20 protein-coding genes and 1 pseudogene are annotated in these 20,725 nt (G+C 74.1%); 8 read left to right on the top strand and 13 right to left on the bottom strand.

Going from position 1 to position 20,725, the window contains the following annotated elements; genetic code table 11:
• The first annotated feature begins 103 nt into the window (after positions 1–103).
• Together QFZ62_RS00220 and QFZ62_RS00215 are read left to right on the top strand one after the other, a co-directional pair.
• Positions 104–745 carry a PepSY domain-containing protein gene (locus QFZ62_RS00220; RefSeq protein WP_307500772.1) on the top strand — a complete coding sequence of 214 codons (642 nt, stop codon included), beginning with the start codon at positions 104–106 and terminating at the stop codon, positions 743–745.
• A gap of 77 nt (positions 746–822) precedes the next feature.
• Positions 823–2,058, top strand: coding sequence for an amidohydrolase (locus tag QFZ62_RS00215; protein WP_307500771.1), 1,236 nt, complete (start codon positions 823–825; stop codon positions 2,056–2,058).
• 131 nt (positions 2,059–2,189) lie between these two features.
• Here QFZ62_RS00215 and QFZ62_RS00210 read toward each other — a convergent pair whose 3' ends face one another.
• The gene (locus tag QFZ62_RS00210) at positions 2,190–2,786 is read right to left on the bottom strand and encodes a hypothetical protein (RefSeq protein ID WP_307500770.1); all 597 of its coding nucleotides are present in this window, start codon (positions 2,784–2,786) and stop codon (positions 2,190–2,192) included.
• Here QFZ62_RS00210 and QFZ62_RS15545 point away from each other — a divergent pair.
• Positions 2,785–3,108 carry a PLDc N-terminal domain-containing protein gene (locus tag QFZ62_RS15545; RefSeq protein WP_373425923.1) on the top strand — a complete coding sequence of 108 codons (324 nt, stop codon included), beginning with the start codon at positions 2,785–2,787 and terminating at the stop codon, positions 3,106–3,108. The two genes, QFZ62_RS00210 and QFZ62_RS15545, sit on opposite strands and share 2 nt — an antisense overlap.
• 55 nt (positions 3,109–3,163) lie before the next feature.
• Here QFZ62_RS15545 and QFZ62_RS00205 read toward each other — a convergent pair whose 3' ends face one another.
• Positions 3,164–3,646, bottom strand: a complete 483-nt coding sequence (locus QFZ62_RS00205) for a DoxX family membrane protein (protein WP_307500769.1) — start codon at positions 3,644–3,646, stop codon at positions 3,164–3,166.
• Positions 3,647–3,746: 100 nt separating this feature from the next.
• Between QFZ62_RS00205 and QFZ62_RS00200 the strand changes: the two genes are divergently transcribed.
• On the top strand, positions 3,747–4,298 hold the full coding sequence (locus tag QFZ62_RS00200) for a DinB family protein (RefSeq protein ID WP_307500768.1): 552 nt from the start codon (positions 3,747–3,749) through the stop codon (positions 4,296–4,298).
• Positions 4,299–4,314: 16 nt separating this feature from the next.
• On the opposite strand, the gene QFZ62_RS00195 is transcribed toward QFZ62_RS00200, so the two are convergent.
• The 3 genes from QFZ62_RS00195 to QFZ62_RS00185 all read right to left on the bottom strand — a co-directional run bounded on the left by QFZ62_RS00195 (position 4,315) and on the right by QFZ62_RS00185 (position 8,135).
• Positions 4,315–5,445 (bottom strand): hypothetical protein, encoded by a 1,131-nt coding sequence (locus tag QFZ62_RS00195; protein ID WP_307500767.1) that lies wholly within the window; start codon positions 5,443–5,445, stop codon positions 4,315–4,317.
• Positions 5,442–6,605, bottom strand: coding sequence for a hypothetical protein (locus QFZ62_RS00190; RefSeq protein WP_307500766.1), 1,164 nt, complete (start codon positions 6,603–6,605; stop codon positions 5,442–5,444). The genes QFZ62_RS00195 and QFZ62_RS00190 overlap by 4 nt, the downstream gene beginning before the upstream one ends.
• A 159-nt stretch (positions 6,606–6,764) precedes the next feature.
• Positions 6,765–8,135: an LLM class flavin-dependent oxidoreductase gene (locus QFZ62_RS00185; RefSeq protein ID WP_307500765.1), complete on the bottom strand. Its 1,371-nt coding sequence runs from the start codon at positions 8,133–8,135 to the stop codon at positions 6,765–6,767.
• Positions 8,136–8,629: 494 nt separating this feature from the next.
• Between QFZ62_RS00185 and QFZ62_RS00180 the strand changes: the two genes are divergently transcribed.
• On the top strand, positions 8,630–9,604 hold the full coding sequence (locus QFZ62_RS00180; RefSeq protein ID WP_307500764.1) for a serine protease: 975 nt from the start codon (positions 8,630–8,632) through the stop codon (positions 9,602–9,604).
• 91 nt (positions 9,605–9,695) lie between these two features.
• Positions 9,696–10,640 carry a serine protease gene (locus tag QFZ62_RS00175; protein WP_307500763.1) on the top strand — a complete coding sequence of 315 codons (945 nt, stop codon included), beginning with the start codon at positions 9,696–9,698 and terminating at the stop codon, positions 10,638–10,640.
• 129 nt (positions 10,641–10,769) lie between these two features.
• Here the strand turns inward: QFZ62_RS00175 and QFZ62_RS00170 are convergent, their stop codons facing one another.
• From QFZ62_RS00170 to QFZ62_RS00135, 8 genes are read right to left on the bottom strand one after another with little or no spacing between them, the layout of a single operon-like run.
• A complete protein-coding gene (locus QFZ62_RS00170; protein WP_307500762.1) occupies positions 10,770–11,438 on the bottom strand; it encodes a VOC family protein in 669 nt (222 codons plus the stop codon).
• Positions 11,435–12,067: an alkylhydroperoxidase domain protein gene (locus QFZ62_RS00165; RefSeq protein ID WP_307500761.1), complete on the bottom strand. Its 633-nt coding sequence runs from the start codon at positions 12,065–12,067 to the stop codon at positions 11,435–11,437. Before QFZ62_RS00165 ends, QFZ62_RS00170 begins: the two co-directional genes overlap by 4 nt.
• The gene (locus QFZ62_RS00160) at positions 12,064–12,756 is read right to left on the bottom strand and encodes a CMD domain protein (protein WP_307500760.1); all 693 of its coding nucleotides are present in this window, start codon (positions 12,754–12,756) and stop codon (positions 12,064–12,066) included. The genes QFZ62_RS00165 and QFZ62_RS00160 overlap by 4 nt, the downstream gene beginning before the upstream one ends.
• Entirely contained in the window at positions 12,753–13,865 is a 1,113-nt protein-coding gene (locus QFZ62_RS00155) for a putative FMN-dependent luciferase-like monooxygenase (protein ID WP_307500759.1), read from the bottom strand. The genes QFZ62_RS00160 and QFZ62_RS00155 overlap by 4 nt, the downstream gene beginning before the upstream one ends.
• Positions 13,862–15,505, bottom strand: coding sequence for an ABC transporter ATP-binding protein (locus tag QFZ62_RS00150; RefSeq protein ID WP_307500758.1), 1,644 nt, complete (start codon positions 15,503–15,505; stop codon positions 13,862–13,864). Before QFZ62_RS00150 ends, QFZ62_RS00155 begins: the two co-directional genes overlap by 4 nt.
• The gene (locus tag QFZ62_RS00145; RefSeq protein WP_307500757.1) at positions 15,502–16,353 is read right to left on the bottom strand and encodes an ABC transporter permease; all 852 of its coding nucleotides are present in this window, start codon (positions 16,351–16,353) and stop codon (positions 15,502–15,504) included. The genes QFZ62_RS00150 and QFZ62_RS00145 overlap by 4 nt, the downstream gene beginning before the upstream one ends.
• Complete coding sequence (locus QFZ62_RS00140) at positions 16,350–17,285, bottom strand: ABC transporter permease (RefSeq protein WP_307500756.1); 936 nt, start codon at positions 17,283–17,285, stop codon at positions 16,350–16,352. Before QFZ62_RS00140 ends, QFZ62_RS00145 begins: the two co-directional genes overlap by 4 nt.
• Before the next feature lie 55 nt (positions 17,286–17,340).
• Entirely contained in the window at positions 17,341–18,999 is a 1,659-nt protein-coding gene (locus QFZ62_RS00135; RefSeq protein WP_307500755.1) for a TIGR04028 family ABC transporter substrate-binding protein, read from the bottom strand.
• 207 nt (positions 19,000–19,206) lie between these two features.
• Between QFZ62_RS00135 and QFZ62_RS00130 the strand changes: the two genes are divergently transcribed.
• The gene (locus tag QFZ62_RS00130; protein ID WP_307500754.1) at positions 19,207–19,701 is read left to right on the top strand and encodes a GNAT family N-acetyltransferase; all 495 of its coding nucleotides are present in this window, start codon (positions 19,207–19,209) and stop codon (positions 19,699–19,701) included.
• Between the two features lie 613 nt (positions 19,702–20,314).
• Positions 20,315–20,692: pseudogene (locus QFZ62_RS15540) on the top strand (GNAT family N-acetyltransferase); the annotation flags it as partial.
• Positions 20,693–20,725: the final 33 nt, after the last annotated feature.

The following is a 20,725-nucleotide window of genomic DNA, read 5'->3' as shown; positions in this document are numbered from 1 at the left end:
CGGGCCCAGTTACGGCGACGCGGCCTGACCCCGCCGACGCGCCTGGGCGTCGGCTGACGGCGGCTTAAGGTCCGCGCAAGGTGCCCCCGGGCATCGTGGCCGTATGACCACGCACACCGCATCCCCCACCGCCCGCCGCGCCGCCCTGGCGCTCGCCCTCCCCCTCCTCGGCGGCCTCGCCCTCGCCGGCTGCTCGACCGGCGGCACGGCTCCCGCCGCCGCACCCGCCCCGGACTCCTCGTCCGCGTCCGCCGCCCCGACCACCGGTACCGACGGCGCCGCCCAGATCCCGGCCGACGGCGCGCTCGCCGCCGCCGTCGAGACCGCCGTCGCCGCCGTCCCGGGCAGCGCGCTCCTCTCCGTCGACCAGGAGGCCGGCGGCACCGCGTGGGAGGTCGTCGTCGCCGAGCAGGACGGCCGCACGCATGAGGTGCACACGCTTGCCGACGGATCCGCCGTGACCGCGGGACCCGTCGCCGACTCCGACGACCCGGACGACCTCGCCGAGGACGCCGCCCTCCTGCAGGCCGCCCGCGTCTCCTCCACCGACGCCGTAACCGCGATGACGGGCGCCGTCGCCGGCACGGTCACCGAGCTCGGCCTCGACGAGGACCGCGGCACCGTGGTCTGGGAGGGCGACGTGGTCGACGCGCAGGGCGTCACGCACGGCGTGCGGATCGACGCCGGCTCCGGCGACGTCGTCAGCCGGTCCGTCGACGACCGCACGCCCGACTCCGACGACTGAGGCCGGAGCGGCACGGGCCTAGCCTGGATCCACCTGTCCCCACGAGGGAGGCCACCCACCCCGCGAGGAGGATCCCCATGGACGTGCACCCCGGTGTCACCCTGCTGGACGACGACGTGCGGGACGCGCACGAGCTGTTCCGCTCGCTGCACGCGCACCCCGAGCTGTCGATGCAGGAGCACGCGACCGCCGCCGCGATCGAGGCGTACCTCGAGGCGATCGGCGCCGAGACGAGCCGCTGCGGCGGCACCGGCGTGGTCGGGATCCTCCGCAACGGCGACGGCCCGGTGGTCGCGTTCCGCGCGGACACCGACGGGCTCCCCCTCCTCGAGGAGACCGGCCTCGCGTGGGCCAGCCGCGACACCGGCGTGCAGCGCGACGGCACCGAGGTGCCCACCATGCACGGCTGCGGCCACGACTTCCACGTCGCCGCCGCGCTCACGACGGCGCAGGCGCTCGCCGCGAACCGCGATGCCTGGGCGGGCACCGTCGTCTTCGTCTTCCAGCCCGGCGAGGAGACCGGCGAGGGCGCCCGCGCGATGCTCGCCGACGGCCTCTGGGACCGCGCGCCGCGCCCCGAGGTGATCCTCGGCCAGCACGTGTTCCCGCTCCCCGTCGGCGTGGTCGCGACCCGCGAGGGCGCGTTCATGAGCATGTCCGACTCGTGGCGCGTGACCGTCAAGGGCCGCGGGGCCCACGGGTCGCAGCCGCACAACTCCATCGACCCGATCGTCGCCGCCAGCGCCATCGTGCTCCGCCTGCAGACCGTGGTCGCCCGCGAGATCGACCCGCAGGCGGCGGCCGTCGTGACCGTCGGCACGTTCCAGGCGGGCACGAAGGAGAACATCATCCCCGAGCACGCGGTGCTGGGCTTGAGCATCCGGACCTTCGACGTGGCCGTGCGCGAGCGCGTGCTGGCGGCCGTGCGGCGGATCATCCTGGCCGAGGCCGCCGCGAGCGGGGCGCCCGAGCCCGAGATCGAGGAGATCGTCTCGTTCCCGCTCAACCGCAACGACCCGGAGGCGACGCGCGGCGTCGTCGCGGCGCTCACGGCGCAGCTCGGGGCGGACCGCGTCGTCGAGTCGCCGCCCATCATGGGCAGCGAGGACTTCGGGATCCTCGGCGAGGCGATCGGCGTGCCGACGGTCTACTGGGCGTTCGGCGGCGTGGAGCCGGAGGCCTTCGGCGGCGCGACCCCGCCGCCCGGCAACCACACGCCGCAGTTCGCGCCGACGCTCGAGGGCACCCTCGAGACCGGCGTCCGGGCCGCGACGGCCGCCATCCTCTCGCGCGTCGGGACGGCCCGGGCCTGACGAGGAACCCGTGCAGGTCTCGATCCGCATTCCTCCCATCGAGATGTGCCCGTGCCCACCCGAGGGCGCGCAGCTTCCCCCGCGGGTCGCGGCCGGCCGGAACCGACCGCGACCTGGGCGACCTCACACCGTCAGCCCACCGTGGCACCGAATCCCGATATGCGACCGTCCTTCGAGACAGTCGCCGTCATGCTCGCACGGGTGGTGATCCCGATCGGCTGCGCGACGTCCCGATCGCAGGTCAGGCGGCGGAAGGTGATCCCCCCGTTCTCGCCGACTGTGATGTTCTCGATGGGAGTCACATCATGATTCGAGAAACACACGTGGGATCCCTGCCGCCCACCGTAGCTCTGCGAGATCCACACCCGACTTCCGCCGTAGTAGAAGGTGCCGTTCCGGGTCTGCTGATACGAGCCGCCGATGGTGAATCGGCTCCAATGGTTCGACGATAGAGCGTCCGTCGAAACCGCTGCCGCGTCCTCGATCTCCTGCTTCTGCCTGCGCGTCAGCCCGGGATCCGACTCGACCTCGGCCACGCCGACCTTCTCCGGGATCCCGAGCTCCACCGTCGTCGCCACGCCACTCGGATGGGTGATCGTCCGAGATCGACCCGCCTCCACCTCGGATGCTCGGCTCTCTGCCGCGTGCGCGGGGCTCACGAGCGATACGGCGATCACCGATGCGCCGCAGACCCCGAGCGCTGGTGCTGACGATGTTCTGACCTTCATGGATGCAGCCTCCTTCTGTGAACGATCCCCCCGGCGGGTCGTTCCCGCGGGCCTGATCGTCCGCAGAAGGCATGCACAATATGCGGACGAACGCGCAAATACCATCGGATACGTCACAGCCATCGTCTTCTTCGCGGTCTACCTGGGGACGATCGTCGTCGCGCTCTTGCGGATCAGTCGCGTCCCGGGTCTGCACTCGTGGTCCCGTGCCGCATGGATCCTCGCCATCATCGCCATGCCACTGGTCGGGGCACTCGCATGGTTCGCACTCGGGTCGCGGACTGCAGAGGCCGAGCGCGCGGTGAGTCGACTGCTCAAGTAGCCATCGGCCTCGATTGCTCGGACACACGCACCCATGCAAGGAGTCACGACCCCGGTCAGCGGCGGGCGCGCCCGTTCCGCCAGGCGGACCAGGCGCCGGTCGACCAGAGGGCCCAGATCACGAGGAGCGGCTGGAAGACGAGCCGGATCGCGCGCGCGGCGTCGGTCTCCAGCCCGAAGGCCGGCGTGCGGCTGACGAGCTGCGAGACGTTGCCCGGGAAGATCGCGACGAAGAAGACCGCGACCACGAGCCCGACCCACACCCGCCAGCGCCCCAGCAGCACGAGCGCGAGGCCGAGCAGGATCTCGACCACGCCCGACGCGAGCACCACGAAGTCGGGATCCATCGGCAGCCACGTCGGCACCTGCGCCTGGAACGACTGGCGCGCGACCGTGAGGTGGCCGGTGCCGGCGAGGAGCAGCACCAGCCCGAGCAGGATCCGCGCGAGCGTGCGCGGCACCGAGCGCCGGCCGCCGTCCGGGGCGATGCGCGGATCCGTGGTCGCGGCACGCGGGCGGGAGGCGGGACGGGAGGTCATGGGCCCAGTCTGACCCGCGGTGGATGCGCGGGCCCTCCACGCGGGATCCCCGCGCCCGCAGCCCTTCCCCGGGTGCCGGAACCCGCCCTAGGCTCCGGCCATGACGAGCGACAGCCCCGACACGGCGGGCGGCGCGGATGCCGACGCCCTCGGCCCCGACGACCGCCCCCTCCCGCCGCGCGCCGACGAGCGCGCCTGCCTCACCGGCTTCCTCGCGCTCAACCGCGCCACCGTGATCCGCAAGGCCCGCGGCCTCTCCGACGCCGACGGCGCGCGGCGCGTCCTCCCCAGCGCCACGTCGATCTCCGGCGTGCTGCGCCACCTGGCCGACGTCGAGCGGTCGTGGACCGTGGAGACCATGGAGGCCGGCGACTACGACCGGCGGTTCGGGGGCGACGACGATCCCGACGGCGAGTGGCGCGTCGGCCCCGAGGACTCCCTCGCGGAGATCGTCGCGGACTACGAGCGGGCCTGCGCGGAGAGCGACGCCGTCATCGCGCGGCACGACCTCGACGACATCGCCGCCGCCGGGCCGCCCGAGGAGATGCCGTCCCTGCGCTGGATCGTGGTGCACCTTATCGAGGAGACGGCGCGCCACGCGGGCCACGTCGACGTGATCCGGGAGCTCGTCGACGGCGTCACGGGCGAGTGACGCGGGCGGCGGCGGGTCACGCGAGGACGGCCACCGCGATCCACCACACGATGGCGAGGAGGACCGGCACGCCCACCGCGACGACGCCGCCGAGCGTCGGCCGCATCCGCAGCCGCCGCACGCGCCTCGGCCGGGAGGCCCGCCCCGTGTCCGGGAGGCCCATGGCGGCGAGGACGGCGTCGAGCGCGGACGGGTCCTCCGGCCGCTCGAGGGGATCGGCCCGCCAGCGCTCCCAGCGGTCGACCTTCGCGACGAGCGCGGTCGTCGCCTCGATCACGTCGCGCCAGCGCTCCGGGTCGCGCGTCACCACGTCGTCGTGCGAGGTGAGGAGCAGGCGGTCGCCCGCGATCTCGACGTCGAGGCCGCGCACGCGGTCGATGAGCACGGCGAGCACGTCGGGCGTGAAGAGGTAGAGGGCGTCGCGCTCGCTCCCCTCCGGGCAGTAGAGCGCGAAGTGCCGGTCGAAGTCGCCCTCGAGCGAGAGGCGCTGATCCCGGTCGGGCTGCCGCGCGGCCGAGAGGGCGCGTCGGAGCGCGCCCCGCCGGGCGATCACGCGGATGTGCGGCATCTCGGCCCCGAGCCGGATCATCGCGTACCCGCCGAAGCGCGGCGACCCGTTCCGTCCGGACGCGACGATCTCGTGGTTGCCGAACTCGACCCCGGGCGCCGCGATCGGCCGCATCACGCGCGTGAGGTCGAGGTAGCGGCGCGCGGATCCGAAGTGCCCGTCGGACATGGGCCCCGGCAGGTACGACATGCCGTTCGCCTCGCCGAAGCGGACGAGGCGCAGGTGGGCGCGGTAGCCGCCGCGGCGGCCGCGCGAGCGGATCACCCAGCTGCCGAAGACGACCAGCATGAGGAGGAAGATCGCGCCGATGAGCCCCTGGAACACGACCTCCTCGCGGGCGTCGGGCTCGCCCTCCTGCAGGGTGTCGACGACGGTCCCCGCCAGGAGGACGAGCGCCAGGGCGCTGATCCACGTGAGGAGGACCATGAGCGCGGTGCGTCCCCTCACCCCGATCCCCTCCGCCTCCGGGTGCGCCCGGCGGAACTCCCGTCGGAACGCGCGGAGGTCGCGGCGGCGGATCCGGTCGGTGAGCGGAGCCGCCTCGAGGCGCGACCGCGTGAGGGCCCGGTCGTCGCTCACGGCAGCGTCGTGATGAGGAAGCCCAAGCCGACGAACACGGCGGCCAGCAGGCAGAGCAGGAGGAGCCCGACGGTCGGCCGGGTGCGGAGACGCCGTCCGGCCGCCGCGACGCCGCGCGAGCGCCGGGCGCGACGACGGGCCCTTCCGGGGGCGGGCACGGCGAGCGGGTCGTCGGATCCCGTCAGCACCGACCCCTCGACGCCCTCGAGCGACGCGAGCCGGTCATCGCGCCAGCGCTCCCAGCGGTCGACCTTCGCCAGGAGGGCGGCGGTCGCGTCGATGACGTCGCGCCAGCGGTCGGGATCCAGCGTCACCATGTCCGCCGGCGAGCGCAGCAGGAGGCGGTCGCCGCGGATCTCCACGTCGAAGCCGCGCACCCGGTCGACGAGCACCGCCATCACGTCCGGGGTGAAGAGGTACAGGGCGTCGCGTTCGTACCCCTCCGGGCAGTACAGCGCCGCGTGCCGGTCGAAGTCGCCCTCGAGCTCGAGCCGCTGCGCGCGCGCCACGTCGACGGTCGGCGTCATCGCCCGGCGGAGGCGCGTGCCGCGCGCGAGCACCTGGATGTGGGGCAGCTCGCGTCGCAGCCCGATCATCGCGTAGCCGCCGAACTGCGTGATCCCGTGGAAGTCCGAGCCACGGCTCAGCTCATGGTTGCCGAACTCCACCGGGCGGGCGGTGCGGGGGCGCATGATCCGGGTGAGGTGCATGCCGCGCGCGGCGGCCTGGCCCATGTGCCCGTCGGCGAGCGGGCCGGGCGCGTAGCTGAGGCCGTTGGCCCGGCCGAAGCGCGCGAGCCGGTAGTGGGCGCGGATGGTGCTGCGGCGAGGGCGGGTGCGGATCAGGTACCAAGCGAAGAAGACGCCGGCGCCCAGCAGCGGGATCCCCAAGACGGTCATGCCGAGCGCGTCGCCGCGCGTCTCGGGATCCTCGGTGAGGATCGCGCCGAGGCCCCCGACGAGCACGAGGACGCCGCCGAGCGGGATCGCGAGCGCGGCGAGGAGGCCCATCCCGATGCGGCCGCCGACGAGGAGCGGCGACGCGAGCACCGGGAACCGCGCGGTGAACTCGCGGCGGAACCGGCGGAGGTCGTCGCGGTCGATGCGGCCGGTCAGCGGCGTCGTGTCCAGCTGCGCTCGGCTGGGCGCGTGCGTCGTCATGGATCCCCCGGTCCGGCGGCGTCGCGGCCGCCCCTCCACCGTACCGAGCGCGCGCCGCGCTCCCGGCCGCTCCGACGCCCCCAGGTCGGGCGGCACGGCGCGCGGCGGGACCGGGTCAGGGCAGCTCGACGGTGGACGCGCCCGTCGCCGAGCCGAGCGTCACGAGAACGCGCCCCGGTACGCCGCCGCCGGGTGCGACTCCGGCAGCCGGTCGCGCCCGGTGAGCTTGTGCCGGAGCGTCCCGGGCGCGTACTCGCGCTGCTGCAGGCCGCGCTCCTGGAGCACGGGCGTCACGTGGTCGACGAAGTCCTCGTAGCTGCCGGGCAGGGTCCAGTTGATGACGATGATCCCATCCACGCCCGCCTCCTGCCAGCCCGCGAGCACGTCCGCGATCTGCTCGGGGGTGCCCACGACCCGGCCGCGCAGCTTCGCGGAGAGCCGGGCGAGGTCCGCGATGGTCGGCTCGCGGTCGGGCGACGCCTCCCGCAGCCAGTTCAGGTGGCTCTGCCCGGCCTGCGTCTCGACCTGGGAGAGCGGCGTCGCCGGATCCAGCTGCTCGCCCGTCTTCGGGTCGAAGCCGAGGTTGGAGTGCAGGAGGAAGCCGTCGGCGCTCAGGTGCTCGTCGATCTCGGCCTCGTTGCGCTTCGCCTCCTCCTCCGTGCTCCCGGTGATGAAGGAGAGCCCCAGCCAGAAGGAGAGGTCGTCCGCCCGGCGGCCGGCGTCCACGGCGAGCGCCCGGGTGTCCTCGATGAGGGCGCGGGTCTTCTCGGGCGTCGACGACAGGATGAACTGCGCCTCCGCGTTCCGGGCGGCGAAGCGGCGGCCGACGGGTGAGGATCCGGCCTGGAACAGCACGGGCGTCCGCTGCGGCGACGGCGACGACAGGTGCGGACCCGCGACCCTGTAGCGCGGCCCCTCGTGGTCGATGCGGTGGATCCGCGACGCGTCCGAGAACACCCCGCGCTCCTTGTCGCGCTGGAGCGCGTCGTCGTCCCACGAGCCCTCCCACAGCTTGTAGACGACCTCGAGGTACTCGTCGGCCCAGGCGTAGCGGGCGTCGTGGTCCTCGAGGCCGTCGTGGCCGAAGTTGCGGGCGGCGCCGTCGAGCGCGCTGGTCACGACGTTCCAGGCGATGCGGCCCTTCGAGATGTGGTCGAGCGTCGACACCTTGCGGGCGAAGTCGAACGGGTGCGCCTGCAGCACCGAGCTCGTGAACGCGAATCCGAGGTGCTCGGTGCTCACGGCGAGCGCGGAGATCAGCACGGACGGGTCGTTGCTCGGGAACTGGAGGCCCTCGCGCGCGTTCACGTCGTAGGCGCCGTCGCCCGGTCCGTAGAGGCCCACGACGTCGGCGAAGAACATGGCGTCGAAGCGGCCGCGCTCGAGGGTCCTCGCGAGGTCCACCCACAGCTGGACGTCGTCGAACTCGTGCTGCCGGGCCGACGGGTGCCGCCACAGCCCGTGCTGGATGTGGCTGGCGGTGTTCATCACGAACGCGGCGAAGCGGAGCGGGGGCCGGGCGTCGGGCATGGGGATCCTCTCGTCGGATCTCCACCCTCCCATGGGCCGGGCGGAGCGCTCGCCGCGGCGGTAGCGCTCCGTCACACGGGGTCTGTGCGGCGGGCGCACGCCGCCTGCCCCGGTGCCGCTAGCTTCGGCCTCCTCCGACCGCGGGCCCCCGACGCGGACGCGCACCATCTCCCCACCCGTGCCGTCGCATGCTGCCCGGCCCCGGCCGACGGATCGCGTCGGCCGGGGCCTCTGCCTCCGTGCCGCCGTCCTCGCCTCGGCGGCCCCTGTCCCTCCGACGCACGACACACGACCCACGACCCGCCCGGCGTCCGCGTCCGCGGCCGCCATCACGGCCACCCCGGTGGCATCTCGAGAGGATCCCCATGTCCCACCGCTCCGCAGCGCTGCCCCCGGCAGCGCCCCTCCCCTCCAGCTCGGCGGCACCGTCGCGGCCGTCCGCCGAAACCGCCCGCGGTGACCGCCGCGCGGCGCCCGCGCGACCCCGCAGCAGGATGACGCGCGCGGTCGTCCGGGGCGTCGTGACCACGGTGGTCCTCGGCGGGTGCCTGGCCCCGGCCCTGTCGCTGTCGTCGACGTCCGCGCACGCCGCCCCCGAGCCCGCGTCGAGAGCGGATGCCGCCGCCGAGGCCCCGACCGTCGTGGACCTGCCCGGCGACGCCGCCGCCGAGGCCCTCGCGTACTGGACGCCCGAGCGCATCGCCGAGACCGATCGCGCCACGGCCGAGGCGGCGGGATCCGCAGCGGGCTCCATCCCCGCCGGAGCGCAGGCCGCCTCCGATCCGGCCGCGTCCCTCGCCGGCCCGGCCGCCGGGCCCCCTCCGATCTCCGAGGCCCGCCGCGCGGCGCCCGTCCCGCACATCGGGCGCCTCTACCTCGGCTACGCAGGCGCGTCCACGAACTGCAGCGCCAACGCGGTCGCGTCGACGAACGGGCTGACCGTCGCGACCGCCGCGCACTGCATGGACGACGAGACGGACGGCGCCCCGCGGTACACGGTGTTCGTCCCCGCGTACGACGGGGGTGCGATGCCGTACGGCGAGTGGCCCGTCACGCGCGTCACCATCACGGCCGGCTGGCACGGGTCGTACGACCCGCACCTCGACACCGCGTTCCTCACGGTCGCCAGCCCCACGGGTCGCACGCTCACGGACACGGTCGGGGCGTCCGCCGTGGAGTTCGGAGCGAGCCGCTCCCTGTACTCGAGCCTCTACGGCTACCCCGCCCTCGGGAAGTACGACTCGCAGCACCTGTGGACGTGCCGCGGACCGGCCGAGCCGGCAGAGTTCGACGACGGCCAGGGCGTCGGCTGCTCGATGACGCCGGGAGCCTCCGGAGGACCCTGGTTCGACGGCGTCGGCCCCTCCGGTGCGCAGTACTCGGTCAGCACGAACGCCGGCGACGGCCGCCTGTTCTCCCCTGGCTGGGGCCCCGTGATCCGCGCCGCCTACCTGAAGGCCGCTTCCTGATCCACGGTCGCCCCCCCCCCCCCCGCGCCACCCGCGATGACGTCCGTCGTCGCGACCCTGCCGCTCTGCGGCACCCATCGAGAGGCTCCTCATGACCCCCCGCACCGCACCGCCCACCCGCGCCCGGATCTCGGCGTCCGCCGCCGTCTGCGTCGCCGCCGCCCTCCTCGTCGTCGCCCCCACCGCCGAGGCGGCCGGCCACGCCGCGGGCGCGGGCAGCACGTCGTTCTCCGTGGCACCCGATCGCGCTGCCACCGCCGTCGCCTTCTGGACGCCCGAGAGGCGGGCAGCCGCGACCCCGACCACCGGATCGGGATCCGTGGCCGCCGCCGCCCCGCGGCCCACCGGTGCGGTGGACGACCGCGCGGCGGCCGAGACGGGGCACGCGCAACGCGTCCCCCGCGTGTCGCACATGGGCCGCATGTACTTCACGATCGGCGACGACACGCGCTGGTGCACCGCCAACGTCGTCGAGTCGCCCAACCGCTCGACCATCGCGACGGCCGCCCACTGCGTGACGCAGGGCGGGAAGTACGCGTCGTCGATGGTCTTCTACCCGGACGAGCAAGGGGGCGACGCACCCTTCGGCGCGTGGGCCGTCGTCGGCGGGAGGGTCACCGCGGGCTACACCGCGGGCGGCGACGACGACGCCCTGGACTCGGCGTTCCTCGTCGTCGCGCGGGACCAGGACCACGTGGACATCACGAGCCGGGTGGGCGCGTCCCCCGTCCTCTTCGACGTGCCGGCGCGCCAGGCGGTCACCGCGTACGGATACCCCGGGGCGGGACGATTCGACGGCACGTCGCTCCAACGCTGCACGGCGACGGGCAGCCAGGTCTCGCCCCAGCAGATCGCCTTCCGGTGCGACATGACCGGCGGCGCGTCCGGCGGACCGATCCTCGCCGGGGACTCCTCCGAGGCCCCGCAGTTCGCGAACATCGCGAACGTCTACGGCGACGAGTCCCACAACCTCGGACCGCTCTGGCAGGGACTCCAGCACGAGGCGTACGACGAGGCGTCCGTCATCGCGAACTGAGGAGGTCCCGCCGCATCGCCACCTGCGATGCGGCGGGCACCGTCCCCACATCCTGGTGCGCGCGTCACGCGCCGTGACCGTGCCCCTGCCCGAGCACGAGGTGCCCGTCGCGTCGCCTCGCCGCCCGGGTCAGAGGTCGACCGGCGTCCCGTCGGCCCGGCGCAGCCGCAGCGCGTAGCCGTCGCGCGGGCCCGCCGCGAGGTCCGCGAGGGAGCCCGGCGGCAGGTCGAGGGCGGCGCGGGCGGCCTCGGTGGGCGTCGGATCCGCCGCCGTCTGGGTGAACGCGACGAGCTCGACGGCCGGGCCGATCGTCGTGCCCGGCTGCGGCGTGGATCCCCAGTCGATGAGGAACGGCACGTCCGGCCGGTCGCCGCGCGGGTGCGTGAGGCGCCATTCGAGGAGGGTGCCGTCGGGCGTCCGCCGGGACAGGTCCGACACGGGTCCCGGATCCTCGCCCGCCTCGCGCGCTCGGGCCGCGACATCGGCGATGGCGGACGGGTGGATCGCGTAGGTGACGACGCGCGGCGCCGTCAGCCCGGCGATCCCGAAGCGCGTGGGCACCGTGCGGTCGACGCGCGCCGGATCCGGGCCGATGAGCTCGAGGTACCACGGGCCGCGGACGCCGTCGACCGTGAACGCGACGAGCGCGTTCGCCGTGCCGCTGGGGTGCACGCCCCCGGGCTCGGCCTCGACGCCCGTGCGCTCGGCGAACCACGCGACGAGGGCCGCGAGGTCCGGGCCCGCGATGACGACGTGGTCGAGGAGCGCGGGCACGGCGGAGCCACCGGGGCCGCTCACGCGCCCGCTCCGCGCCGGGACGCGGGCACCTCGGGCTCGCCGAGGGACAGCATCAGCCGGTTCGCCCAGTTGAAGAACGCGGCGCCGTTGATCACGTCGACCACGGCCGCGTCGTCGAGCCCGGCCGCGCGCAGGCGGGCGACGTCGGCGGATCCGAACGCGAGCGGCGTCGACGCGAGCGCCACGGAGGCGGCGATCACGGCGTCCCACCGCTCGTCGCCGAGCACGGCGTCGGTGCCCTCGTCGAGGAGGCGCTGCACGTCGGTCTCTCGCCCGGAGAAGCGGGTGGCCGCGGCGGCGTGGACGGAGGCGCAGAACACGCAGCCGTTGGCGCGCGAGGTGGCGGCCGCCGCGAGCTCGCGCTCGGCGCGGCCGATGCCGCCGTCGGGGTTGTGGAAGATGTCGAGGTCGGTGAGCGTGCGGGCCTCGAGGGCGGCCGGATCCCGGGCCAGCAGCCGGAAGTACGGCATGCGCGCGCGGGCGGGCTCGATCAGGGCGGCGCGCTGGACGTCGTCGAGGGCGTCCTCGGCCACGGGCTCGAGCCACGGCACCCAGCCGAGGCCCTCTTGCGTGAACACGTCGGGGCGGGCGAGGTCGACGGGGTCGGTGACGGGATCGACGGCGGTCATCGGGCGGCTCCTGCCGGGTCGGGGGTGGATGCGGTCCGGTCGGCGGGCTCCGCGGTCGCGGCGGCGGGCTCGGCGGTCGCGTCGGCGGACTCGGCGGCCAGCACCGCGAGCCCCCACGCGACGCGCAGCTGGAAGGTGAGGAACGCGATCAGCTGCGAGAGGCTCACGATCTCGTCGGGCGTCCACCCGGCGGCGCCGAGCGCGCGGAGGGCCGCGGGGCTCGACTCGCGCGGGCGGATCACGAGCAGGTGCGCGTGCGCGAGCGCCGCGGCCAGCCGCGTGCCGAGGGCGTCGCGCGCGGCGGCGTCCGGCTCCCACGAGTCCCCGGGCACGCTCTCGTCGGCGAGGCCCGGCTCCCGGTACGCCCCGGTCGGCCCCGCGGTCGCGGCGGCGCGGGCGGCCCGGTCGACGACGGGCGCGAGCTCCGCGTCGGCGTCGCCGAGCAGGTCGGCGTAGAAGGCGGCGGCCCGCTCCGATCCGTGCAGCCCGGCCACGAACGCGGCCACGGCGTACCGCTCCGCGTACCCGAAGGCGCCGGGATCCGCGGGCTCCAGCAGCGCCTCGAAGCTCCGCTGGGCGTTGGCGCGGGCGTCGGGGCGCAGGTCGCGCACGCGGCTCAGCGGGTGGTCGGGCGTGAGGCCGGCCAGCAGGTCGATCACGTCGGCGCGGGCGGTGTCGGATCCGGTCATGAGGCTCCTCCTCGTGCGGGGGTCGGGCGTGCGGGGGTCGGGCGTGCGGGGGTCGGGGTGCGGTCGGCGATGCCGAGGTGCGCGTCGCGGAGGCCGTCGGCGGCGGCTCCTCCGGTGGCGAGGCCGAGCCGCGGCGCGACCTCCGCGCCCAGCAGCTCCAGGCTCCGCAGGGTGAGCGCGTGCGTGGCGGGGATGGAGTGCACCTGGAACGAGACGTCGGTCGCCGCGTCGAGGGTGCGGTCGGCGGCGAGGCCGTCCGCGACCTGGTCGACCGTGCCGAGGTGCGTGTCGGTCACGCGGAGCACGGCGTCGAGGTCGAGGGCGTCGACCGCGTCGCCCACGATCGTGCGGGCGAAGCGGCGGAGGGCGGGCTCGGCGAGGGCGCGGGCGGCCGCGACGTCGGAAGGATCCACCACGAGCGCCGTGCGCGACGCGAGCACCCGCTCGGGCGCGCCTTCGGGCAGCGCCTCCCGGTACGCGTCGATGATGGGCAGCTGCAGCTCGTGCAGCGGCGCGTCGGGCGCCGTGTCGGGGCGCGGCTGCGTGCGGGAGAGCATGAGGCCGTCGCCGCGGGATCCGATGCGCGCGCCGCCCGCCACCGAGAACGTGCCCTGCCAGATGCGGGCCGAGAGAGTCGGCGCGGGCGGGTAGATGCGCGAGTCGGTTCCGCGCACCCCGCGGCCGTCGAGCGCGTCGAGAAGCACCTGGAGGTGATCCTGGAACAGGGCGTGCCGCTCCCCGGGGTCGCGTCCGAACGCCGGGAACGACGCGGGCGTGCCGCCGCTCGCGAGGCCGAGTTGCACGCGTCCGCCGCTCAGGAGGTCGAGCACGGCGGCGTCCTCGGCGGCGCGCAGCGGATCCTCGATCGGCAGCGTGAGCACCGCCGTGCCGAGGCCGATGCGCGAGGTGCGGGCGGCGGCCGCCGCGAGGAACACGAACGGGGACGGCAGACCGCCGCCCTCCTCGCCGAAGTGGTGCTGCGCGAGCCAGACGGAGGCGAAGCCGTGCCGCTCGGCGTGCTGGATCTGCTCCAGCGCCGCCTCGTAGCGCTCCGCCGGCGTGCCCGCGTCGAGCACGCGGCCGAAGAAGCCGAGCCGGGCGCCGGTCATGCGCGCGCCCCCTCGTCCTCGCGGGCGGGACGACCGGTGCCGGGGATCGCCCGGATCAGCTCCCTCGTGTACTCGTGCTGCGGGTCGTGGAACACGTCGTCCACCCGTCCTCCCTCGACCTGCCGGCCGCGCCGGAGCACGGAGACCGTGTCGGCGATCTGCCGCACGACCGCGAGGTCGTGCGAGATGAACACGTACGTGAGCCCGAGCTCGGACTGCAGGCGCGCGAGCAGCCGCAGCACCTGCGCCTGCACGGTCACGTCGAGCGCCGAGACGGCCTCGTCGAGCACCACCAGCTCGGGCCGGAGGATGAGCGCGCGGGCGATCGCGACGCGCTGCCGCTGGCCGCCGGACAGCTCCCGCGGGTGCCGTTCGGCGGTCTCGGGCGGCAGGTCGACGAGCCGCAGGTGCTCGGCGACGGCCTCCCGCCGCGATGCCGCGTCGGCGCCGTCGCGGAAGTTGAGCAGCGGCTCGCGGATGATCTGCGCGACGGTCTGGCGCGGATCCAGCGACCCGAACGGGTTCTGGTGCACGAGCTGGACCGTGCGCCGGGACTCCCGGAGCGCGCGCCCGCGGAGCGCGGTGACGTCGACGCCGCCGACCCGGACGGTGCCCGCGGTCGGCCGGTCGAAGCCGGCGATGGCGCGGCCGGTGGTGGTCTTGCCGGAGCCCGACTCCCCCACGATCGCGTGCGTCGTGCCCCGCGGCACCGCGAAGGAGACGTCGTCGACGGCGACCAGCGGCGAGGATCCGCGGCGCCGGAACTCGCGCCGGAGCCCCGCGACCTCCACGAGCGGCGGCGCCGACGCGTCGACGACCGCGGGCCGCCGCTCCACCACCTGGCGGAACGACGGCGCGTCCGCGAGGAGCGCGCGCGTGTACGTCGAGGCGGGCGCGGCGAGCACGCGGGAGGCGGGCCCCTGCTCCTGCACGCGGCCCCGCTGCAGGACGACCACGTCGTCGGCGCGCTCGGCCGCCACCGCGAGGTCGTGCGTGATCATCAGCACGCCCACGCCGGTCTCCGCGCGGAGGCGGTCGAGCAGGTCGAGCACGCGGCGCTGCACGGTCACGTCGAGGGCGCTGGTGGGCTCGTCGGCGATGATCAGCTCGGGCTCCAGCGCGATCGCCGCGGCGATGAGCACGCGCTGGCGCATGCCGCCGGAGAGCTCGTGCGGGTACTGCCGGGCGCGGGTCTCGGGGTCGTCGATGCCGACGCGCTCGAGGAGGTCGAGCACGCGGGCCCGGTTCCGGCGGCGGTCGCGGGATCCGTGGATGCGCAGGCCCTCGGCGACGCTCTGGCCGATGGTGGCGACGGGGTCGAGCGAGCTGCCCGGATCCTGCGGCACGAGCCCGATGCGGCGCCCGCGGATGCCGCGGAGCCGCGACTCCCCGATGCCCACGAGCTCGGTGCCGCGGAGCGCGACGGCGCCGCCCGCGATGGTCCCGTTCTGCGCGAGCAGCCCGACGACGGCCTGCGCGACGGACGACTTGCCGGACCCGGACTCGCCGACGAGCGCGGTGACGCGGCCGGCGGCGACCTCGAAGGAGACGCCGTCGACGGCCGTGCGCGTGCCCGCCGCCGTGCGGTAGTCGACCCGGAGGTCGCGCACGGCGAGGAGCGGGGGCGTGGGATCGGTCATGCGAGCTGCCCTCCTCGGATGGACTGGCTGATGCGGTTGGTGGCGAGCACGACCGCGACCACCACGGCGCCCGGCAGCACGGTGAGCCACCACGCGGTGGCCACGTAGTCGCGGCCTTCGGCGACGAGGAGGCCCCATTCGGGCGTGGGCGGCGGCGCGCCGTAGCCGAGGAAGCCGAGGGTGGAGATCTGCAGGATCGCGGATCCGAACTGGAGCGCCGCGAGGGCGATCACGGGTGTGAGGGAGTTGGGCAGCACGTGCCGGCGGAGCACCTGCACGAGCGTGCCGCCGGATCCGTAGGCCGCCTCCACGTACTCGCTCACGCGCACCCGCACGACCTCCGCGCGGGAGAGCCGGGCGAACACGGCGATGGAGGTGACGCCCACCGCGATGGCGGCGTTCGTGGTGCCGAAGCCCAGCAGGATCACGATGCTCAGCGAGAGCAGCAGCCCGGGGATCGCGAGCAGCACGTCGACGAGCCGCATGAGGACGTCGTCGGCGACGCCGCCGACGGCCCCCGCGACGACGCCGAGCAGCGTCCCGACGACGAGCCCCACGAGCACCGCGACGACCGCGCCCACGACGGACTGCGAGGCCCCGTAGACGACCCGCGTGTAGAGGTCGCGGCCGGTGGAGTCGGTGCCGAACCAGTGCGCGGCGCTCGGCGCCTGGAGCGACGGCGCGACGGAGGCCGTGGGGCTGCCCGACGCGAACAGCTGCGGCGCGACCGCCCACAGCAGCATCACGAGCACGACGAGCACGGGGACGGCGAGCCCCCACGCGAGGCGGGCCCGGCTGGCAGGGCGCGCGCGGGGCGCGTCGAGGGTGGCGAGCGTGGTGGCGCTCATCGCGCACCTCCTCTGCGCAGGCGCGCGTCGAGGACCGGATAGAGGAGGTCGACCACGAGGTTGATCACGACGTAGGCGACGGTGGAGAGCACGACGACGGCGAGCAGCACCGGGCTGTCGCGGCTGGCGACGGCCTGGACGGTCAGCTGGCCGACGCCCGCGCGGCCGAACACGGCCTCGGTCACGACGGCCCCGCCGACGAGCTCGCCGAACAGGAGCCCCGCCATGGTCAGCGTCGGCAGCAGCGCGTTCCGGCCGACCCCGTGGAGGAGCAGCCACGGCGTGCCGGCGCCGCGCGCGCGCACCACCTGCACGAACGGCATCGCGGATACGTCGTCGATGCTGCGGATGAGCACCTGCGCGAGCGGCGCCGCGATCGGCACCGCGATGGTGAGCACCGGGAGGATCAGCGCCTCGCCGGGGCTCGCCCCGATCAGCGGCACGAGCCCCAGGCGGAACGACAGCACCTGGATGAGGATGATCCCCACCCAGAACACCGGCAGCGAGACGAGCAGCGGCGGCAGGTCGCGGAAGATCCGGCGGATCCAGCGGGCGCCGCCGTAGGTCGCGAGGAACGCGATCGGCACGGCCAGCACCACGGCCACGACGAGTCCCAGCACGGCGAGCACGAGCGTCGACGGGATCGCGGTGGCGAGCAGCGTCGAGACGGCCGCGCCGCTCTGCACGGAGTACCCGAGCTGCCCTTGGAGGAACGCGCCCGCGGACTCGCCGAGCCGCACGATCAGCGGCCGGTCGGCGCCGTAGGACTCGCGGATCGCGGCGAGCTGCTCGGGCGAGAGGCCGAGCTCGGGGCTGCCGTAGCGGGCGAGCACGGCGTCGCCGGGGAGCGCCGCGAGCAGCACGTAGGCGACGACGTAGGCGAGCACCAGCACGACGACGGCCTGGCCGGCGCGGCGGAGGACGTAGCTCATCGCGGTGCCCCTCGCCGTGCCGCCCGCCGCGCCGTCGCGCGCGACGGCCGGCGCATCAGCGGTTCAGCCAGACGCCCGAGAAGGTCGGACGGCCGACGGACTCGGTGGCGAAGCCCTGCACGTCGCCGCGGAGGCCGTAGACCTGCGGCTCCTCGAAGATCGGGAGCACGTAGGCCTGGTCGGCGATGTGCTGCTGCGCCGCGGCGGACGCGGCCTGGCGACCCTCGGTCGTGGGCTCCGACGCGATCGCCGTGAGGAGCGCGTCGAGCTCCGGGTCGGCGATGGTGCCGTCGGACGGGTCGCGGTTGAGGAGCACGTTCCGGTTGGTCGAGAAGTACTGCGACTTGAGCACGTCGTAGTCGGCGCGGCCGACCATGGAGTGGTACACCTCGAGCGCGTCCGGGTCCTGCGAGGCCTTGGTCTGCGCGGCCTGGTCGCCCGAGAACAGCTCCACCTTGATCCCGAGCTCCGCGAGCTGCGACTGGATGAGCGTCACGACCTCCTTGGAGCGCGGCTGCGGGAGCGCCTCGTTGAACACGAGCTCCAGGTCCTGCCCGTCCTTCTGGCGGACGCCGCCGGATCCGAGGGTCCACCCGGCCTCGTCGAGGAGGGCGGCGGCCTTGTCGGCGTCGTGCTCGTAGGAGGCGGAGGTGTCGACGTAGCCGAGCGCGCTCTTGGCGAGCACGCCGGTCGCGAGCGGGTAGCTGTCGCTGAAGAGGGTGTCGAGGATCGCCTGGCGGTCGACGCCCGCGATGATCGCCTGCCGCACCCGCACGTCCTCGAGCTGCGGGGTGCGGAAGCGGAGGTTGAGGCCGTTGTCGACGCCGTTGGTCGCCGCGGCGACGAGCTGCAGGTCGCCGGTGCGGAACTGCGCCTCGTCCGGCGCCTCGATCTGCCGGGCGACGTCCGCCTGCCCGGAGACGACCGTGCCGACGCGCACGCTGTCCTCGGCGGCGACGATGAGGTCGACCCCGTCGACGAGCGCGCGGCCCTGCTGCTCGGCCTCGGGCGGCGCCCAGTCGTAGTCCTCGCGGGCGGTGAGGGAGATCTGCGTGCCGACGGCCTCGTCGCCGACCACGAACGGGCCGCTGCCGATGACCGTGTTCGCCTGGCCGGGCCCGAAGCCGTCGTCCGCCTTCGCGAGCGTGGAGTCGGAGACGAGCCCCGAGTTGATGGTCGACGTGGCCTGCGCGAAGCCGGGCGCCGGCGCCGTGAAGTGGAACTTGACGGTGTCCGCGTCGACGACCTCGCCGCGGTCGTAGTTGTTGATCGCCTCGCTGACGGTGAGGGCGCGCGCGGTGTCGCCCTTGCCGTAGAGGTCGAAGTTGGCGACGACGTTCTCCGCGGTCAGCGGCGTGCCGTCGGAGTAGGTGACGTCGTCGCGGATGTCGAACGTGTACTCGGTCGCGTCGGCGTTGACCTCGGGCAGCGCGGTGGCGATCCACGGCTGCAGCTCGAGCGTCTCCGGGTCCTGCCAGAGCAGACGGTCGGTGATGTTGCTGACCACCGCGCCGTTCGGGTAGAAGCCCGCGGCCGGCGGGTAGAGCGTCGTCCAGGTCTGCGGCTCGAGGTACGTGAGCGTGCCGCCGGGCTTCGGCTCGCCGCTCGCGGCTTGATCCGCCCCTCCCCCGCCACCGGCCGAGCAGCCGGCCAGCAGACCGGTCGCCGCGACGAAGGCGGTGAGAGCGATGGCGGTGCGCGGTGGACGAGGCATGGTTCTGCTCCTGCGTGTCTGTGATGCGGGTGGGATGACGCCACTCCAACACGCACGCAGGGTTTTCGCAGTAGGCGTCATCACACGGCGTAACGGGGTGAAACGCGGCGTCATGGGGGGAATGGATCCGGCGGGTACGCCGTTCTCGGGCTTGCATGGTGCCTGGCCGTCTCGGTCGCCGGATGCCGACCCGCCTAGGATCTCGGGATGACCGTGCCACCGACCGTCCGCCCCGCCGTCCCCGACGACGCGGATGGGATCGCCGAGGTCCACGTCCGCGCCTGGCGCGAGACGTACGCGCACCTGCTCCCGGCGTCGTACCTCGACGGGCTCGACGTCACGACGCGGGCCGAGCAGTGGCGTCGAACTCTCACAGAAGGCCTCGCCGAGGCACTGCCCTTCGTCGCCCTCGACGGCGACCGCATCGTGGGCTTCACGCTCGCGGGGCCGGCGCGCGACGAGGATCCGCCGCGCCCGTTCCAGCTCTACGCGATCAACGTGGTCGCCTCCGCCCACGGCTCCGGCGCGGGCCAGGCCCTGCTGGACGCGGCCGTGGTCGACGCCCCCGCCTACCTCTGGGCGGCCGACGACAACCCGCGCGCGGAGTCCTTCTACCGCCGCAACCGCTTCGCCCGCGACGGCGCCGAGGAGCGGCAGACGTTCCAGGGCGCGGAAATGGTTACGGTGCGGAATGTGCGGTGAGGGTGCCCGCGCCGGCCGGCGGCGGCCGCCTGGACATCGCTCACATGGCGTTCCAGTGGAAGTCTCCGCTGTTGGCAACTACCTTGCTGCCACCGGCGCAGTTACGGCGGCCAGCGGCACGACTACGCCACGACGGAGAGCAGTAGGCGACCAGCTCAATGAGAGTGGTTTGCGGGGCCGGGCTGCCGCCGGTGCCGCAGGCGCAGAAGCCGGCAGTTCGCGCGCGCCGCCAGCTTAGGAGCCGAAGCAGGCGTGACCCGCTCCAGAGCCGGAGTAAAGTTATTCTCCCCATCACGAGGCGTAGCTGTGGCGAGTGCGAGCAGCTGGAACCTGTCAACGCGACGGAGCCCGAGCGTATTTACCGCCGTAGACGCGGAAGCTCGCACGGCCCCGACTGCGGCGATGAAGAAGCTGCCACCGACAGTAGTACAGCCTCACCCTTCATTAATGCGCGTCGCGAACCAATATAACTTACAAGGCTCGTCGAAGCGCCCCAGCACCTGCGGCCTTGCTCTCCAGGACGGCCTAGCCGCACCTCGGACACGCCCAACCAGCACTTGCGCCTCGCAGGACAGTTGGCAATGCACAAGCAGTAAACGGGGGGGCCTACGGCATGGCTCACTGTTCTGCCGCGCAACCAGTGCTAGACAGTAGCGGACGCGCGAAGAGACAGGGGCATCGAGTGCATGTAGACGTTGTGGTATGGGAACCGGACCTGCCCGACGCGCAGGTGCAGTTCGATGCCGTTCTTGCAATTCATAAACTAAATCGAGCGCGGCTTGGTCCCATGCCCGATATGGGGTTCCGCGATCGGGCAAAACACGGCGGCCTCCTAGTCGGAGTAGTCGACGACGCGATCGCCGGCTACGTCCTTTACGACGTACCGCGAAGTAATCTCATTAAACTAGTTCACGTGTGTGTACAAAAGCAGGCACGGGGAACGGGCCTGGCGCGCGCGATGGTTGACACTGCGATCAGCTTGCATCCTCATCGCATATTCGTCACGGCCTCGTGCAGAACTGAC

Origin of the sequence: Clavibacter sp. B3I6, from assembly GCF_030816895.1 — a bacterium.
GTDB lineage: Bacteria > Actinomycetota > Actinomycetes > Actinomycetales > Microbacteriaceae > Clavibacter.
The sequence above is the reverse complement of the archived record's forward strand: the minus strand, read 5'-3'. Positions and strand labels throughout refer to the sequence as shown.

Coding starts and splice junctions, on each gene's coding strand:
- QFZ62_RS00220 (WP_307500772.1), top strand. CDS start 104: ATGACCACGCACACCGCATCCCCCACCGCCCGCCGCGCCGCCCTGGCG.
- QFZ62_RS00215 (WP_307500771.1), top strand. CDS start 823: ATGGACGTGCACCCCGGTGTCACCCTGCTGGACGACGACGTGCGGGAC.
- QFZ62_RS15545 (WP_373425923.1), top strand. CDS start 2,785: ATGGATGCAGCCTCCTTCTGTGAACGATCCCCCCGGCGGGTCGTTCCC.
- QFZ62_RS00210 (WP_307500770.1), bottom strand. CDS start 2,786: ATGAAGGTCAGAACATCGTCAGCACCAGCGCTCGGGGTCTGCGGCGCA.
- QFZ62_RS00205 (WP_307500769.1), bottom strand. CDS start 3,646: ATGACCTCCCGTCCCGCCTCCCGCCCGCGTGCCGCGACCACGGATCCG.
- QFZ62_RS00200 (WP_307500768.1), top strand. CDS start 3,747: ATGACGAGCGACAGCCCCGACACGGCGGGCGGCGCGGATGCCGACGCC.
- QFZ62_RS00190 (WP_307500766.1), bottom strand. CDS start 6,605: ATGACGACGCACGCGCCCAGCCGAGCGCAGCTGGACACGACGCCGCTG.
- QFZ62_RS00185 (WP_307500765.1), bottom strand. CDS start 8,135: ATGCCCGACGCCCGGCCCCCGCTCCGCTTCGCCGCGTTCGTGATGAAC.
- QFZ62_RS00180 (WP_307500764.1), top strand. CDS start 8,630: ATGACGCGCGCGGTCGTCCGGGGCGTCGTGACCACGGTGGTCCTCGGC.
- QFZ62_RS00175 (WP_307500763.1), top strand. CDS start 9,696: ATGACCCCCCGCACCGCACCGCCCACCCGCGCCCGGATCTCGGCGTCC.
- QFZ62_RS00165 (WP_307500761.1), bottom strand. CDS start 12,067: ATGACCGCCGTCGATCCCGTCACCGACCCCGTCGACCTCGCCCGCCCC.
- QFZ62_RS00160 (WP_307500760.1), bottom strand. CDS start 12,756: ATGACCGGATCCGACACCGCCCGCGCCGACGTGATCGACCTGCTGGCC.
- QFZ62_RS00155 (WP_307500759.1), bottom strand. CDS start 13,865: ATGACCGGCGCCCGGCTCGGCTTCTTCGGCCGCGTGCTCGACGCGGGC.
- QFZ62_RS00150 (WP_307500758.1), bottom strand. CDS start 15,505: ATGACCGATCCCACGCCCCCGCTCCTCGCCGTGCGCGACCTCCGGGTC.
- QFZ62_RS00145 (WP_307500757.1), bottom strand. CDS start 16,353: ATGAGCGCCACCACGCTCGCCACCCTCGACGCGCCCCGCGCGCGCCCT.
- QFZ62_RS00140 (WP_307500756.1), bottom strand. CDS start 17,285: ATGAGCTACGTCCTCCGCCGCGCCGGCCAGGCCGTCGTCGTGCTGGTG.
- QFZ62_RS00135 (WP_307500755.1), bottom strand. CDS start 18,999: ATGCCTCGTCCACCGCGCACCGCCATCGCTCTCACCGCCTTCGTCGCG.
- QFZ62_RS00130 (WP_307500754.1), top strand. CDS start 19,207: ATGACCGTGCCACCGACCGTCCGCCCCGCCGTCCCCGACGACGCGGAT.